Source organism: Leptospira vanthielii serovar Holland str. Waz Holland = ATCC 700522, assembly GCF_000332455.1.
Lineage (GTDB): Bacteria > Spirochaetota > Leptospiria > Leptospirales > Leptospiraceae > Leptospira_A > Leptospira_A vanthielii.
This window is the reverse complement of sequence record NZ_AOGY02000051.1, coordinates 252,533-267,613: the sequence shown is the minus strand read 5'-3', so window position 1 is coordinate 267,613 and position 15,081 is coordinate 252,533. Positions and strand designations below refer to the sequence as shown.

The following is a 15,081-nucleotide window of genomic DNA, read 5'->3' as shown; positions in this document are numbered from 1 at the left end:
ATAGGAAGTAATAAATAATCTATTTGAATTCATTAAAGTTTTTTACAATCAATATAAAGTGGATTTTTTTTCTGCAGTATATGATCGCAGAAAATTTTGAATCATTTTAACAATAGAAAAGTGCCCGCTGATATGTAGTAAATTTATTCCATGAATATTTTAATTAAAGAAAAGGATTTGTAGGGTTATGTTGGTGATTCTATTGATGTTTCTCTTTAAACTACGCACAATTAGCATTTAAAAATTGCTGTTTTGGTAAGAAATCTCTTTAAAAAATGAAAAAAATAGAATTAATGTTTAAGCCTAGGACTAGCTCAATAAAATCTAGATTTATTGTTTTGAGTTTGTCGTTTAATTTTTTGAGAATCTATCGCGGTAGCAAGTATTACATTGATTCAAGCCGTGTTAAAAATTTGTTATTCAAAAGAAATCGAAAGGAATTTGTTTCATATATTGCCTTACAAAAGTCGAAGCAAAAGAAAATTGAGAATTGGTATGCTACAAGTATCGCTTCTCACAGCAATCTGCAAACTGATTTCTATGATAATTTAATCGGCTTGTTGACAGCAGAATATTATGTAAAGCATGGAATCTGTGATGTTGTGATTGTAGATGACTATAGATTATATAAACTTTTAAATGATAATTTTGACTTTAAAATTTCAGTAAGTAGTTATTTTAATTTTTTATTTACGAGATTTAAAGATTTTATAAAAAATATTTGTATTTTGTTTTTAAGTCGAGGAAGATTTTTTTTTCGAATAGTTGCATCGCAAATACTCATGAATCCTGAAATGAAGGATGTAAAAGATTCGGTGTTCTTGTATACTTGGTTGGAAGAAAGATGTTTTTCCAAGGGAAATTTCCAAGAGCAATATTTAACCGGATTAGAGGGTATTAAATTTTCAAAGGGAACAACTGTCTTTTTGTCCTACTATGCAAACTATTCCTTGGTGAAATATTTTGATCTTATACAGCTGAGTATTACAGGGTTACAAAATTACTTTTCTATCTTCAAATTCATTAAATTATTTTTTAAGTTTCCTTCCTTCGAGAAGATCAATCCAATTTATAAAAATTTGAATATAGATTATTTGTGGAAATTTGAAAAAATTAAAGAGCTGACAAAGTCTAATTTTATTATGAATTTATTGGAGTATGAGGCTTGGATTGATTTTTTCGAGGATGCGAATGGTATTTTGGTATATCCTTTTGAAAACCAACCTTGGGAAAAGCTAATGTTATTGGCGAGACGAAAAGTCAAGAATGCAGATTTCAAATTGTATGGATATCAGCATGGTGCTATTGGTTTAAACTTTCTTTCATACATGTCTTCAGAACTTGAGATGAAGAGTTTAGATTTGCCTGATGCTATAATTGCAAATAGCGATGATAACAAGAACTATTTAAAGAAGCATTTCAAAGGTTTTTGCAATATATTTGATGGAGGCTCTTTGAGATACAAGGAAAATATTCGACACTCAAAGGCAATTGATCTAGAAAATATCGTTATTGGAGTATTTTTGCCTATAGCTAGAAACCAGGCACTCGATCTACTCTTCCATATTATTGATGAATCTGAAAAAACATATTTTAAATTTTTAATTAAAAGTCATCCCAATACTAATATTTCGCATATAAAACTAAATTCTAATTCTTTCCATTACAAGGATACAGCTAAGAATTTATATGATATCTCGGATGGAATTGTTTACTGTTCCAGTAGTTCTGGTTCCGAGGCTTATTCTATGGGTATCCCTATATTTAGATACCAAGGATACCATATTGACTATTTGATGGGAGAGAATTCCTTTCAACCCAAAGTTATTCATTCAATATTAGATATTAAAGTAGAGGATTTGAAAAAAACTGGATATTCAGGAAAGAATAATCTATATTCCAAGGTAGATTGGAAATTCTGGCAAAATCTTTTGAATCAATAGTAGTATGAGAATCATTCAGAAAATTTTCAAAATTGCATTATTGTATTTTAGATCTCCATATTTCGGTTTTATTCAGGGACATGATGATTTAAGGGAATCCGAACTGCTCGAAATTAAGAATAATATAGGAAAAACCAATAGTAACACGATACATACCTATGAGACAGAAATGGGAAGTTTGATAGGTGATGGATATGTTATTTCCTTTGCTGCGGCTAGGATGGGATTTTATTCAATACTCAAATCATTGAATATAGGATCGGGGGATGAAATAATTCTTCTCGGTTCCAATTGTTCGGTTATGGTTAATGCTGTGATTCGAATTGGTGCGAAACCAATGTTCTCGGATATTGATCCAAATACCTTCGGATCTTCATTAAACGAGATTCAGAAAGTGATTTCTCCATATACGAAAGTGATTGTCGCACAACATTCCTTTGGTATTCCATGTGATATCGATCCAATCGTAAACTATGCGAAAAGTAATGGAATTTTTTTAATAGAAGACTGTGCTTTAACCTTAGGCTCAAAAGTTAATGGCATAACAGTCGGAAATTTTGGAGATGCGGCAATTTTTTCTACAGATCATTCAAAACCATTGAATACAATGATAGGTGGTTTTGTTTATACAAAGAATAGAGATCTATATACAAAACTGAAAGAAATTCAATTCTCTGCACGAGACCTTCCTATACGAAAACAAAAAGCAATTTTTAAAAGAATTAAATTAGAAAGAAAGTTTTGTAACTCAAAAAGCTACGGTAAATTTCTAGCTATTGAATCTTGGGAGAGTATAAGGAATAGAATATTTAAATCGGAATCTGCATTTTTAATGGAAGACTATTCTTCGCAAAGAGGTAGCTTTGATTATTATCCTGCTAAATTCCCTCTCATGTTGGCTATACTAGGATTGATAGAAATAGATAGATGGAAAGAGAATCTAAAACTCAGAAATATAATCTTTGAAGAGATTCTGAAAATTGTCCAAAATTCTCCAATGGAGAAAGTTCTTCCCAGTGCGTATTTTAATAAAAATCTAACGATCTATCCATTGAGGTTTGTATGGTCTGAAAAGAATAGGTTTTTGTTTTCTGATCTTCTGTCCAAATTCATTCACACGGATTGGTTTTGGTTTCAAAAACCAATCATTGCATCACAAGAACCCTTGGAAAATTTTGGTTACATTCATGGAAGTTGTAGTATTTCGGAATCAATAGGCAAAGATATAATCAATATCCCGTGCAATATTCGAAAAGATGAAATCGGCACTATGTTGAAACTATTTAAAAAAACCATTAAAGAAGTATACTGTTTATGAAAAAAATGTACCAAAAAGATTGGTTCGGAATCCCATTTCAGAGTTTTGGAAAAATGAGTTCGCATAAGCTCGCTGATTCTGAATTTTATTCAAATTTCTATAAAGAGTTCTTTAAAAACTACTCTTCTTATGATGACTTGAAGGAGGATTGGAAAAAATCCAAGTTGGAATTGGCTGAATGGATAGCAGGTAGAATCTCCAAAGGTAAAGTCTTGTCCATCGGATCCGGTTTAAGTTTCATGGAAAAAGTAATGCATGAAAACTATAAATCCTTGGAAGTTCATGTTCAAGATTATGCTTCGGTTTCATTGAAATGGATTCAAAATGTTCTTCCAAAGAATCAAATACATTTTGTTGGTAATAAAATCCAGATTGATGATTTCAATATAGTCTTTTTATCAAATGTGGATTATTCTATTCCAAAAGAAACTCTTGCTGAAATACTAAATGATATCCAAAATTATATGCACCCTAATTCCGAACTTATCATTATGAACACAACAACGATCTTTTCTGATTTAAAATTGAGCACGATTCAGAAAACTAAAAATATTATTAAGTATATATTGACCATACTGAAATTGTATTCTAAAGGTCAATTTTGGGGTTGGCAAAGAACACCGGAAGAATACAGAGAAATACTTTCAGAATCGAATTTGCAATTTATCGAGGATGGTGTTATTTATCCAGGGGGAGTAAAACATTATTTTATTGTGGGGGAAAAACTAAAAAATATATAAATATATCTATTTTTTAAACTTTAGTAAATTATCATGAAACTAAACACCATCTTTCAAAACAAAAAAGTCATCATCACAGGACACACAGGTTTCAAAGGATCTTGGCTATCTGTATGGTTGCATTCATTAGGTGCAGATGTCTACGGAATTTCTATGGATGTTCCCACTAATCCTTCACATTTTGATTCTCTTGAAATTTCAAAAATTATTAATGATATTCGAATAGATATTAGGGATTTAATTTCATTAAAGGATAAAATACATTCTATCAAGCCAGATTTTCTTTTTCATTTAGCTGCTCAACCTTTGGTTCGGTTTTCCTACCAAGATCCTTTATTGACCTATTCTACTAATGTAATGGGAACTATTAATGTTTTGGAATGTCTCAGGAACCTAACTCAAGAATGTGTTGCTGTAATCATTACCAGTGATAAATGTTATGACAATGTGGAGTGGGTATGGGGTTATAGAGAAACCGATGCTCTTGGAGGTCCAGACCCTTACAGCTCCTCAAAAGGAATGGCAGAACTTGCGATTAAATCATATATTAAGTCATTTTTTAATAATTCTGATTCGCTAGTAAAAATTGGAATAGGTCGAGCTGGTAATGTGATAGGGGGAGGGGACTGGGCAGATGATCGTATTGTTCCTGATTGTGTGAAGGCATGGTCAAAGAATGAAGTTGTCTCACTTAGGAATCCAATGGCAACAAGACCTTGGCAATTGGTTCTTGAACCATTGAGTGGTTATCTCAATTTGTCAATGGCATTGAAAGAAAATTTTAAGTTGCATGGAGAGGCCTTTAATTTCGGACCTGCCTCAGAAAATAGTCAAACGGTTCTAGAGCTTGTTAAGGAAATGAAAAAGCATTGGGATCAGGTAAAGTTTGAGGATAATTCAAAAGATTATGATGGTCCCTATGAATCTGGTCTCTTGAAACTCAATTGTGATAAAGCTTTATTTTTCTTGAAATGGAAGGCTATTTTGGATTTTGAAACTACTATCAAGATGACTTCTGAATGGTACAAGGAATACTATAAACCCTCTATGAATACTTATGATTTCACGCTGAAGCAAATACAAGATTATACAAAGATTGCCCAATCAAAGAAATTGCTCTGGGCAAAATAAAATTGGAAGGAATTTGGATTAAGATGGTTTCAAACACTATGTCTCAAAATTTGAATGAAGAAAATTGATGAGATAGATGGAGTTTTGCTCACTCCACTCAAAATTATTCCTGTGAATAAAGGGAATGTCTTCCACGCAATGAAAAACAGTGACCCTGGGTTTTCTGGCTTTGCTGAAGCCTATTTTTCTTTAGTCAACCAGGGAGTCATAAAGGGATGGAAAAAACATCTGGAAATGACAATGAATTTGGTAGTGATTAAAGGTGAAATTAAGTTTGTTGCCTATGATGATCGAGAAGGTTCCATTACTATAAATTCATTTGGAGCGATTTCACTTTCAAGAAATAACTACTTCCGTCTGACTATACCACCCAAACTTTGGGTTTCATTTCAGGGTTTGGCAGAAGAGAACGTGCTTTTAAATCTCGCAAATCTAACTCACGAACCAGATGAATCGGTGAATCTTGATTTAAATGCGATTGAAGGTATTTGGTAAAAGAAGTTCTTTATGATTTTAAGGTAATTTTATGAAAACGATAATTCTTGCTGGCGGATTTGGAACAAGACTTGCTGAGTATACTGACGTTATACCGAAGCCGATGGTGACAATAGGTGGAAAGCCTATTTTATGGCATATAATGAATACTTATGCAAGTTTTGGACACAAGGATTTTTACCTTGCTTTGGGATACAAAGCCGAATTTGTTAAAGAATATTTTCTCAATTATAGATCTTTAAATTCCGATTTTATGGTCGATCTTAGCAATGGATCTGTTCAGAATCATTCTGTTACATCAATTGATTGGCTAATTACTTTGGTTGACACGGGGGTCAATTCACTTACTGGAGGACGTGTCAAAAGATTACAGAATTTTATTGGAAATGAACCATTTTTACTGACCTATGGAGATGGAGTATCTGATGTAAACATTAAAACGTTGGTAGAATTTCACAAGTCGCATGGTAAAATGGTAACTGTAACGGCTGTACATCCAGCGGCTAGGTTTGGGGAGTTGGATATTCAGGACGGACTCGTGAAAAGCTTTCAAGAAAAACCACAGACAACCCGGGGTTGGATCAATGGTGGATATTTCGTAATTGAACCTGAATTTTTTGAATTGATCGCAGGCGATTCCACAGTATTGGAAAAAGAACCTTTGGAGCTAGTGGCAAAAATGGGAGAATTAATGGCTTATGAGCATGAAGGTTTCTGGCAATGTATGGATACGAAAAGAGATAAAGATTACTTGGAAGACTTGTGGATCTCGGGGAATGCTCCTTGGAAGGTGCAATATTGACGCAAAGGGAAACGCTTAACTCAAATTACGAATCGCAAATATCTATATATATGCGTTCTGCAATTTTTTGCTTATTTAAATTATGAATAAACTAATACGTCTGTCTAAATCATGCCTGTCTGAATCTGAAAAACAAGCTGTTCTTAAAGTTCTGGATAAAGAATTCCTCGGAATGGGTGCTGAGACCCAGGAATTTGAAAACCTCTTAGGTGAATATTTTGGAAGAGATACAGTTTGTATCAATACGGGAACGGCAGCATTGCAACTTGCGTTGCAAGCTTGTGGAATAGGTCAAGGAGATGAAGTATTAGTTCAATCTTTGACTTATCTAGCCAGTTTTCAAGCTATATCCGCTACGGGTGCAAAACCAATTTCTTGTGATGTGGAAGAAGAATTCTGTTCTATAGATATTAAAGATGCGGAAAGAAGAATTACAAAAAATACAAAAGCAATTATGCCGGTTCACTATGGCGGTCAACCTGGGAATCTTGACGCTATTTATGAATTTGCCAAAAGATACAATCTTCGAATCATTGAAGATGCAGCACATGCATTCGGCACAACCTACAATAGCAAGAAGGTCGGTTCTTTTGGTGATATTGTTTGTTTTAGCTTCGATGGTATCAAAAACATTACATCCGGTGAAGGTGGATGTGTAGTAACGTCTGATAAAAATGTTCTCAATCGTATAAGTGATCTTCGACTATTGGGTGTTGAAAATGATACTAACAAAAGGTATTCAGGTGAAAGAAGCTGGGAATTCGATGTTACGGAACAAGGGTGGCGCTACCATATGAGTAATATTATGGCGGCAATTGGTATCGAACAGTTGAAACGCTTCCCAGAGATGGCTCAAAAGAGACAAAGCCTCGCCAAGCTTTATGATACTCTCTTGAGAGAAGTAAAAAATGTAAAAATTTTTAATCGAAACTACGATGAAATTGTTCCTCATATATATCCGATTCGATTGCAAAATGTAAGAAATCGAGATGAACTACGCAAGAATTTACTCGAAAGAGGAATTCAAACTGGTTTGCATTATCAACCCAACCATTGGCTCTCTTTTTATAAAGCTAATGGAACTCAATATTTGCCTGTAACAGATAAAATTTATAGCGAACTTTTGACACTGCCATTGCATTATGATCTCTCTGAAGAGGATGTTAGGTTTGTGTGCACAGAATTAGGGCAACTAATAGATGTTTAAGATGACTCCATTGAATGACTCTAATGTCAATTTAGTGTTAGTGGATATACTTGAAATAGCTGGATTTTTTAGGCATGAATCAAAAACCGTTAATTAGTATAATTATGAACTGTTACAACAGTGCAACCTACTTAAAGGAAGCTATCGATTCAGTTTTTGCACAGACTTACTCTAATTGGGAAATCATATTTTGGGACAATCAATCCACAGATGAGAGTGCAGAAATCTTTAAAAGCTATAAGGACAAGCGATGTCAATATTTTTATGCACCTGAACATACTACCCTAGGTGAGGCGAGGAATCTAGCCGTAATGAAGGTTAGTGGTGAATGGATTGGTTTCTTGGATTGTGATGATATTTGGTTGCCAGAGAAGTTAGAGAGGCAGATTTGGGTAGCAAATGAATACAACAGCAAAAGTGTTATTTACGGAAAAATGAAATTGATTTCTGAGACCCATACAATTAATATCAAGAGAATGAATAAAAAGTATGAAAAGCAGGTATTGCCTTCAGGGGAAATCTTTCTTGAATTACTGAAAGATAACTTTATCCCTTTGTCGGCAGGATTAATATACAAAGAAACATACTTTTTGGTTGGAGGTATTTCAAATAAATACAAACAAGCTGAAGATTATGAAATATTTATTAAAATAGCTCGGATATTTCCTATATATGCAATTCAGGAAACACTAATTTTTTATCGATTACATGATAGAAATATAACAATCAAACAAGCAGAACTAAATTATATAGAAGCTTTAGATATTATCGAAAATTTGAAGATCGAAGGTGAATATCCTGATGCTAAGTTGAGATGGCATACTTTATATATACTATTTTTATTTCGTAGGCTATTTATAATTCGAGCACTATCATATTTTTTTTCCAAAGGTTCACTGCTGGATTTAATAAAAGTCTTCTATCAAAGTATATTGAAATAATTCAGATTGGAAATAGAAATCTAATCACATAAACCAAAAAGATAACACAAATAACTTTATATCTTTTTGCAGGTCCAAAAATAAATGTATAATAAATACAATGAAACTCTAAACAATTTAATTCACAATCCCCATAAATGGCTTATTACTGGAGTAGCAGGATTCATTGGTTCAAATCTACTTGAAGCTTTATTGAAGTTAAATCAAAATGTATTAGGGATTGATAATTTTGAAACTGGAAATATAAAAAACCTCGAGGAAGTGAAAACATTGGTAACTGACTCTCAATGGAATAACTTCAAATTCATAGAAGGGGATATTCGAAATTTTGATACTTGTAGGAATATTTGTAGTGGAGCTGATTTTATTCTGCATCAAGCAGCACTCGGTTCAGTTCCGCGTTCCATAAATGATCCGATTTCATCAAATAATACAAACATAGGGGGGTTTCTTAACATTCTGGTTGCGGCAAAAGATGCTAATATCAAGAGTTTCACTTATGCAGCATCAAGTTCAACTTATGGAGATCATCCTGGTTTACCAAAAATAGAGGATACAATAGGGAAACCGTTATCACCTTATGCTGTTACGAAATATGTAAATGAACTATATGCGGATGTATTCGCTCGATGTTATGGTTTTAATTCTATCGGTTTGAGATATTTCAATGTGTTTGGAAAAAGGCAAGATCCGGATGGTGTTTATGCGGCCGTCATCCCAAAATGGATTCAGTCCATGATTAAAAATGAAGAAATTTATATTAACGGTGATGGTGAGACAAGTAGGGATTTTTGCTATATAGAGAATGTTATTCAGGCAAATATTCTTGCTGCAACCTCGGATGTGAATAATCAAAATCAAATTTATAACATTGCGCTGTCAGACAGAACTAGTTTAAATCAGCTTTTTAATTTTATCAAAAATGTCTTATCTAGAAATGGTATCGAATATCAAAAAAATCCTATTTACAGGGATTTTAGAAAAGGTGATGTAAAGCATTCCCAAGCAAGTATAGATAAAGCTTCTATTAGATTGGGATACCACCCTACATATAAAGTAGAACAGGGATTAGAAGAGGCCATGCCTTGGTACATTAATATGACGAGGCAAACATAAATCTCTATGTGCGGTATATTAGGCATAGCAGGGGTAAACCCTCTCCAGAATCGCAGTTGGTTTATAAACGCCAGAGACAAGATGTTTCACCGTGGTCCTGATGATGCAGGGGAGTGGTGGTCTCATGATGGTAGGGTGGGTTTGGCTCACCGCCGATTGTCGATCATTGATCTCTCTCCATTGGGCCATCAACCCATGCGATTAGAAGATCGAGGCTTGTCCATCATCTTCAATGGAGAAATATACAACTATGCAGATCTTCGGAATGATCTGATAAAGCTAGGCTATACTTTTCGATCAAACAGTGATACCGAAGTATTGTTATGGGCATATATGGCTTGGGGAGAAGAGTGTTTGGTTCGTCTTAATGGAATGTTTGCCTTTGCCATTTACGATGAACAGAGCCAAAAATTATTTTTGGCACGCGATCGGGCTGGTGAGAAACCTCTGTTTTATCGCTTGGCAAATAGCAGTTTGCAATTTGCCTCAGAGCTAAAAGCATTATTAGCTAACCCAGCAAATCCACGACAGATTCAAACGGAGGCGTTGGATTGTTACCTAGGAATGGGATTTGTGCCGGGGGATATGTGCATATTGAATGGATACAATAAACTTCCTCCTGCACATGCTATGCGCTTTGATTTGCGGAATGCTCAATCAAAGGTATGGCAATATTGGAAATTACCAGAGTTGGATACCGTCCAAGAACATTTTAGTGAAGGTTTACTTCTAGAAGAACTCGAAAGTCTTCTAGAAGATTCCGTTTCCAAGCAACTCATCGCTGATGTTCCCGTTGGGATACTATTAAGTGGTGGAGTGGATTCCAGTCTTGTCACAGCAATGGCGGTTCGCAAAAGCCCAAAAGTAAAAACATTTACGATTCGTTTTCCTGGTTATGGTTCATACGATGAGACAGAACACGCAAGACTAATTGCGAATCATTTTCAAACAGAGCATATAGAATTAACAGCAGAAGAATCAACTGCCGATCTGCTTCCGCTACTAGCAAAACAATTTGATGAACCTATCATTGATTCATCCATGATTCCCAGCTATTTGGTGAGCAAGCTCATTAGAGAGCATTGCACTGTGGCATTAGGAGGGGATGGAGGTGACGAGTTGTTCGGTGGTTATGGTCACCATTCTCGTTTAATCTGGCTTAAGAAAAGATTAGGGCTTCTTCCACGCAATCTTGTAAGACAACCAATTGCAAAATTTGCAGAGAATTTACTACCCTTAGGATTTAAGGGTCGAAATTGGTTGCAAGGATTGGGAACGGATTTCGAACATGGGCTTCCGCAAATTGCATTTTACTTTGACAGAAATGCTCGGCAGAGACTCGTCAGGAGTGATTTTTCTATGCCTTTGGTCTCAGAAAAAATCAGACAAAATCGAGTCCCTAATTCGAATGATATACTCCAACGAGCAACTCGTATGGATTTTCAAAATTTTCTGCCAGAGGATATTTTAGTGAAAGTGGATCGGGCGAGTATGCTTTACTCTCTAGAGGTTCGAGCACCGTTGTTAGATTATCGACTGATCGAATTTGCATTTCAAAAAGTTCCATCTTCTTTCAAAGCGAATGAGTATGGAGAGAAAAAAATTCTATTAAAAAAACTCTGTGCCAAGGTTTTGCCTCCCCAGTTCGACAAAAAGAGAAAACAGGGCTTTAGCATACCTTTAGGAAGTTGGCTACAAAAAGGAAATTGGAAGGATAGTATCCACGACATATTGCTGAGTGGAAATGATTCTTTTTTTGATAAAAAATATGTGCAAAGCCTATTAGATGGTCAAATGAAAGGGCGAGCTAATAGCGAGCGAATCTTTGGATTGGCATTATTTGAACTTTGGCGCAGGGAATATGGAGTTAGTTGAGGTATTTGTGAAAATTGAGATATTCTTATGAACATAAATTTATTTTCTGATTCCACATATATAGCTATTATTGGTCTTGGCTATGTGGGGTTGCCCCTTGCTGTTGAATTTGGAAAGAAATACCATGTAGTTGGGTTTGATATTAACTCAAAGCGGATTGGAGAATTACAATCAGGTATCGATCATACTTTAGAAGTCTCTGAAGAAGAGTTGAAGTTATCGAGCGGATTAAGTTTTACCTGCAATAGAGAAGATCTCCGCAGATGCAATATTTTTATTGTTACTGTTCCAACACCAATAGACAAATACAACAACCCAGACTTAACTCCTTTGATTAAGGCTAGCGAGACACTTGGCAAGATAATCAAAAATGGTGATATTGTCATTTACGAGTCTACTGTCTATCCGGGTGCTACAGAAGAGGAATGTATTCCTGTATTGGAACGTATTTCCGGATTAAAATTCAATCATCACTTTTATGCTGGATATAGTCCAGAGAGAATCAATCCGGGGGATAAAGAACATAGGGTTTCTTCCATTAAGAAGGTGACTTCTGGATCGACTCCTGAGATTGCCGAAAGGGTTGATGAACTTTATCGATCTATCATCACTGCTGGTACTCACAAAGCTAGTTCAATTAAGGTAGCGGAAGCAGCTAAGGTAATCGAAAATACTCAAAGAGATGTAAATATTGCACTCATTAATGAATTGGCATTAATTTTCAATAAGCTAGGAATCGACACTGAGGAAGTTCTGAAAGCAGCAGGAACGAAATGGAACTTCCTTCCATTTCGTCCAGGGCTAGTTGGTGGTCATTGTATAGGAGTCGATCCTTACTATTTAACTCACAAGGCAGAAGAGATTGGATACCATCCAGAAATCATTCTCGCAGGGCGAAGATTGAATGATGGAATGGGAAAATACACTGCAAGCCAACTGATAAAAGCAATGCTTCAAAAAGGCATTCCAGTAAAGGATTCTAAAATTCTCATTTTAGGATTTGCATTCAAAGAGAACTGTCCAGACGTTCGCAACACCAGAGTCATTGATGTTTTCAATGAATTGAAAGATTATGGGGCAGAACCGCATATTCTTGATCCATGGGTTTCCTCTCAAGAAGCTTTCGAAGAGTATGGGGTAGATATCAAGCGGGAATTGATTTTGAATACTTATGATGCAATTCTAGTAGCAGTTGCGCATCGTCAGTTTCGGGAAATGGGAACTAATAAAATTAGAAGCTATGGTAAACAATTGCATATCTTATATGATTTGAAATACGTTTTTGAAAAAGATGAAGTGGATTTGAGACTATGAATCAAGAGTTATTAGAAATTTTAAAATGTCCGAAAACTGGTGAAAATCTCCTCCTTGAAAATCCTTCATATGAAGGAAACCTGATCAAATCTGGGATTTTGGTATCCGAACAATCAAAGAATAAGTATGAAATAAATAATTTTATTCCAAGATTTGTTCCGATTAGTAATTATGCTGATAATTTTGGATTTCAATGGAATCATTTTTCGAATACCCAACTAGATAGTAACTCAGGTCACCCGATTTCCTCGAATCGTTTTTGGAAAGCAACAGAGTGGAAACCGGAGGAAATGAAGGGAAAATGGATATTGGATATTGGATGTGGTTCAGGGAGATTTGCGGAGATAGCTTTGAGTAGCGAATGCAATCTTGTTGCCTTGGACTATTCCAATGCAGTGGATGCTTGCTTAAAAAATCTTAAACATTATCCCAACTTACATGTGGTTCAAGGTAATGTATATGAATTACCATTTAAGAAAGAGGCATTCTCGTTTGTTTACTCTTTGGGAGTTTTGCAACATACACCCGATGTTAAAAAATCATTTTTTTGCTCATTGCCTTATTTGAAGGTTGGTGGTATGATCTCTGTAGATTTTTATGAAAAAACTTGGAAAGCCTTGCTCCTCCCCAAATTTTGGTTAAGACCCATTACGAAAAGGATAAATAAATCTAGCTTATTTAATTTTTTGCAGAAAATTGTACCAATACTACTTTCAATTAGCATTTTTTTGGAAAAAATTCATTTCCTAGGATCCCTCCTGAAACGCACAGTTCCTGTCGCCAATTACCACGGTATTTTACCCTTGTCTAAAGAGCAACTTTATGAGTGGGCACTTCTGGATACCTTTGATTGGCTCTCGCCTGAATATGATAATCCACAAGATGAGAATACTGTGAGAAGCTGGTTCGAAGAAGCTGGTTTGTTGAATATAAAAATCCATAGGGTCAGTCACTTGGTTGCAAATGGAATTAAATCTGATAAATAATGTTACAACTGTAAATTATCTAAAATTGTATTTATTGCATTGGGCATGATATTAGGTATTGACGCATCTAATTTAAGACAAGGAGGTGGCGTTACCCATATTGTTGAGATTTTAAAAGAAGCTCGTCCACAAAATTATGGTTTCAGTAAAGTATGTATATGGAGTAATCAGAAAACCTTAGAAAGAATAACCAATCGAGATTGGTTGGAAAAAATTTACCAACCAGTTTTAGATCAATCTCTTATTAAGAGACAAATCTGGCAGAAAACAACCTTACCAAGACAATTAAAAGAATACAATTGTGATATTTTATATGTGCCTGGAGGTTCAGATGGCTCGGGGTTTCAGCCTATGGTAACTATGTGTAGAAATATGCTCCCATTTGAATGGAAGGAGTTGCTTAGATATAAACTATCATGGATGAGTTTAAAGTTATTATTGGTGAGAATTTCTCAATTAAGAAGTTTTAGGCAAGCCTATGGTTTGATTTTTTTGACGGATTATGCGAGGAAATCTTTAATTCCAATCATTGCCCTTGAGAACTTAAATGAAAAGGTTATACCCCATGGGATTGACGATCGTTTTTTCATCAAGCCTCGAACTTCATATAACATTGAAAGATATACACCCGAAAATCCCTTTAAAATACTCTACGTTTCCATCATTGATGTTTACAAACACCAAGTTAATGTTGTAAAAGCAGTCAAATCCCTTATTGCAAAAGGATATCCAATCCAATTACAATTAGTCGGTCCAGCATACAAACCAGAACTAAAGAGACTACGTCGCGAGTTGATATCGGGTGATCAGAAAATTCAATACCTGGGTGCCATCGACTACAACCAATTGCATGCGATTTATAAAGACTCTCACCTGAATGTATTTGCATCCAGTTGTGAGAATATGCCCAACATACTGTTAGAAGGTATGGCCAGCGGGCTTCCGATTGCTTGTTCCAATTTTGGTCCCATGCCGGAAATACTGGGAGATGCAGGAATTTATTTCCATCCAGAAAAAGTAGAGGAAATACAAAAAAGTATAGAAATACTGATATTAGATCTGAATCTTCGAGAAAGACTATCTCATTCCTCATATGAGAAAGCCAAACAATATTCATGGAAAAAAACAGCTGACCAAACTTTTAAATTTTTACAGTCAGTGGGCAATCATTATTATGAACGTCGAATCTTGAATTCTAACTCTTAACTAACTA

13 protein-coding genes are annotated in these 15,081 nt (G+C 35.0%); all 13 read left to right on the top strand.

Annotated features, from left to right (window positions below; genetic code table 11):
- Positions 1–275 precede the first annotated feature (275 nt).
- The 13 genes from LEP1GSC199_RS11965 (at position 276) to LEP1GSC199_RS11905 (ending at position 15,074) form a co-directional block, all read left to right on the top strand.
- Entirely contained in the window at positions 276–1,943 is a 1,668-nt protein-coding gene (locus LEP1GSC199_RS11965) for a hypothetical protein (RefSeq protein WP_002982245.1), read from the top strand.
- A 4-nt stretch (positions 1,944–1,947) separates the two neighbouring features.
- On the top strand, positions 1,948–3,261 hold the full coding sequence (locus LEP1GSC199_RS11960; RefSeq protein ID WP_002982954.1) for a DegT/DnrJ/EryC1/StrS family aminotransferase: 1,314 nt from the start codon (positions 1,948–1,950) through the stop codon (positions 3,259–3,261).
- Between the two features lie 164 nt (positions 3,262–3,425).
- Positions 3,426–4,001, top strand: a complete 576-nt coding sequence (locus LEP1GSC199_RS11955) for a hypothetical protein (protein WP_157356622.1) — start codon at positions 3,426–3,428, stop codon at positions 3,999–4,001.
- A gap of 33 nt (positions 4,002–4,034) precedes the next feature.
- On the top strand, positions 4,035–5,132 hold the full coding sequence (gene rfbG / locus LEP1GSC199_RS11950) for a CDP-glucose 4,6-dehydratase (RefSeq protein ID WP_002982783.1): 1,098 nt from the start codon (positions 4,035–4,037) through the stop codon (positions 5,130–5,132).
- Positions 5,133–5,186: 54 nt separating this feature from the next.
- Positions 5,187–5,627 (top strand): dTDP-4-dehydrorhamnose 3,5-epimerase family protein, encoded by a 441-nt coding sequence (locus tag LEP1GSC199_RS11945; RefSeq protein WP_002982523.1) that lies wholly within the window; start codon positions 5,187–5,189, stop codon positions 5,625–5,627.
- A 31-nt stretch (positions 5,628–5,658) separates the two neighbouring features.
- On the top strand, positions 5,659–6,429 hold the full coding sequence (gene rfbF, locus LEP1GSC199_RS11940; protein WP_002982350.1) for a glucose-1-phosphate cytidylyltransferase: 771 nt from the start codon (positions 5,659–5,661) through the stop codon (positions 6,427–6,429).
- 82 nt (positions 6,430–6,511) lie between these two features.
- Positions 6,512–7,636 carry a DegT/DnrJ/EryC1/StrS family aminotransferase gene (locus LEP1GSC199_RS11935; protein ID WP_002983201.1) on the top strand — a complete coding sequence of 375 codons (1,125 nt, stop codon included), beginning with the start codon at positions 6,512–6,514 and terminating at the stop codon, positions 7,634–7,636.
- A gap of 74 nt (positions 7,637–7,710) precedes the next feature.
- Entirely contained in the window at positions 7,711–8,577 is an 867-nt protein-coding gene (locus tag LEP1GSC199_RS11930; protein ID WP_002982444.1) for a glycosyltransferase family 2 protein, read from the top strand.
- Between the two features lie 84 nt (positions 8,578–8,661).
- Complete coding sequence (locus LEP1GSC199_RS11925) at positions 8,662–9,693, top strand: NAD-dependent epimerase/dehydratase family protein (protein WP_002983227.1); 1,032 nt, start codon at positions 8,662–8,664, stop codon at positions 9,691–9,693.
- Positions 9,694–9,699: 6 nt separating this feature from the next.
- Positions 9,700–11,568 (top strand): asparagine synthase (glutamine-hydrolyzing), encoded by a 1,869-nt coding sequence (gene asnB, locus LEP1GSC199_RS11920; protein WP_002982358.1) that lies wholly within the window; start codon positions 9,700–9,702, stop codon positions 11,566–11,568.
- Between the two features lie 27 nt (positions 11,569–11,595).
- The gene (gene tviB / locus LEP1GSC199_RS11915; protein WP_002982629.1) at positions 11,596–12,882 is read left to right on the top strand and encodes a Vi polysaccharide biosynthesis UDP-N-acetylglucosamine C-6 dehydrogenase TviB; all 1,287 of its coding nucleotides are present in this window, start codon (positions 11,596–11,598) and stop codon (positions 12,880–12,882) included.
- Positions 12,879–13,868: a class I SAM-dependent methyltransferase gene (locus LEP1GSC199_RS11910; protein WP_002982607.1), complete on the top strand. Its 990-nt coding sequence runs from the start codon at positions 12,879–12,881 to the stop codon at positions 13,866–13,868. Before tviB ends, LEP1GSC199_RS11910 begins: the two co-directional genes overlap by 4 nt.
- Positions 13,869–13,913: 45 nt before the next feature.
- Positions 13,914–15,074, top strand: coding sequence for a glycosyltransferase family 4 protein (locus tag LEP1GSC199_RS11905; RefSeq protein WP_002982912.1), 1,161 nt, complete (start codon positions 13,914–13,916; stop codon positions 15,072–15,074).
- Positions 15,075–15,081 lie beyond the last annotated feature (7 nt).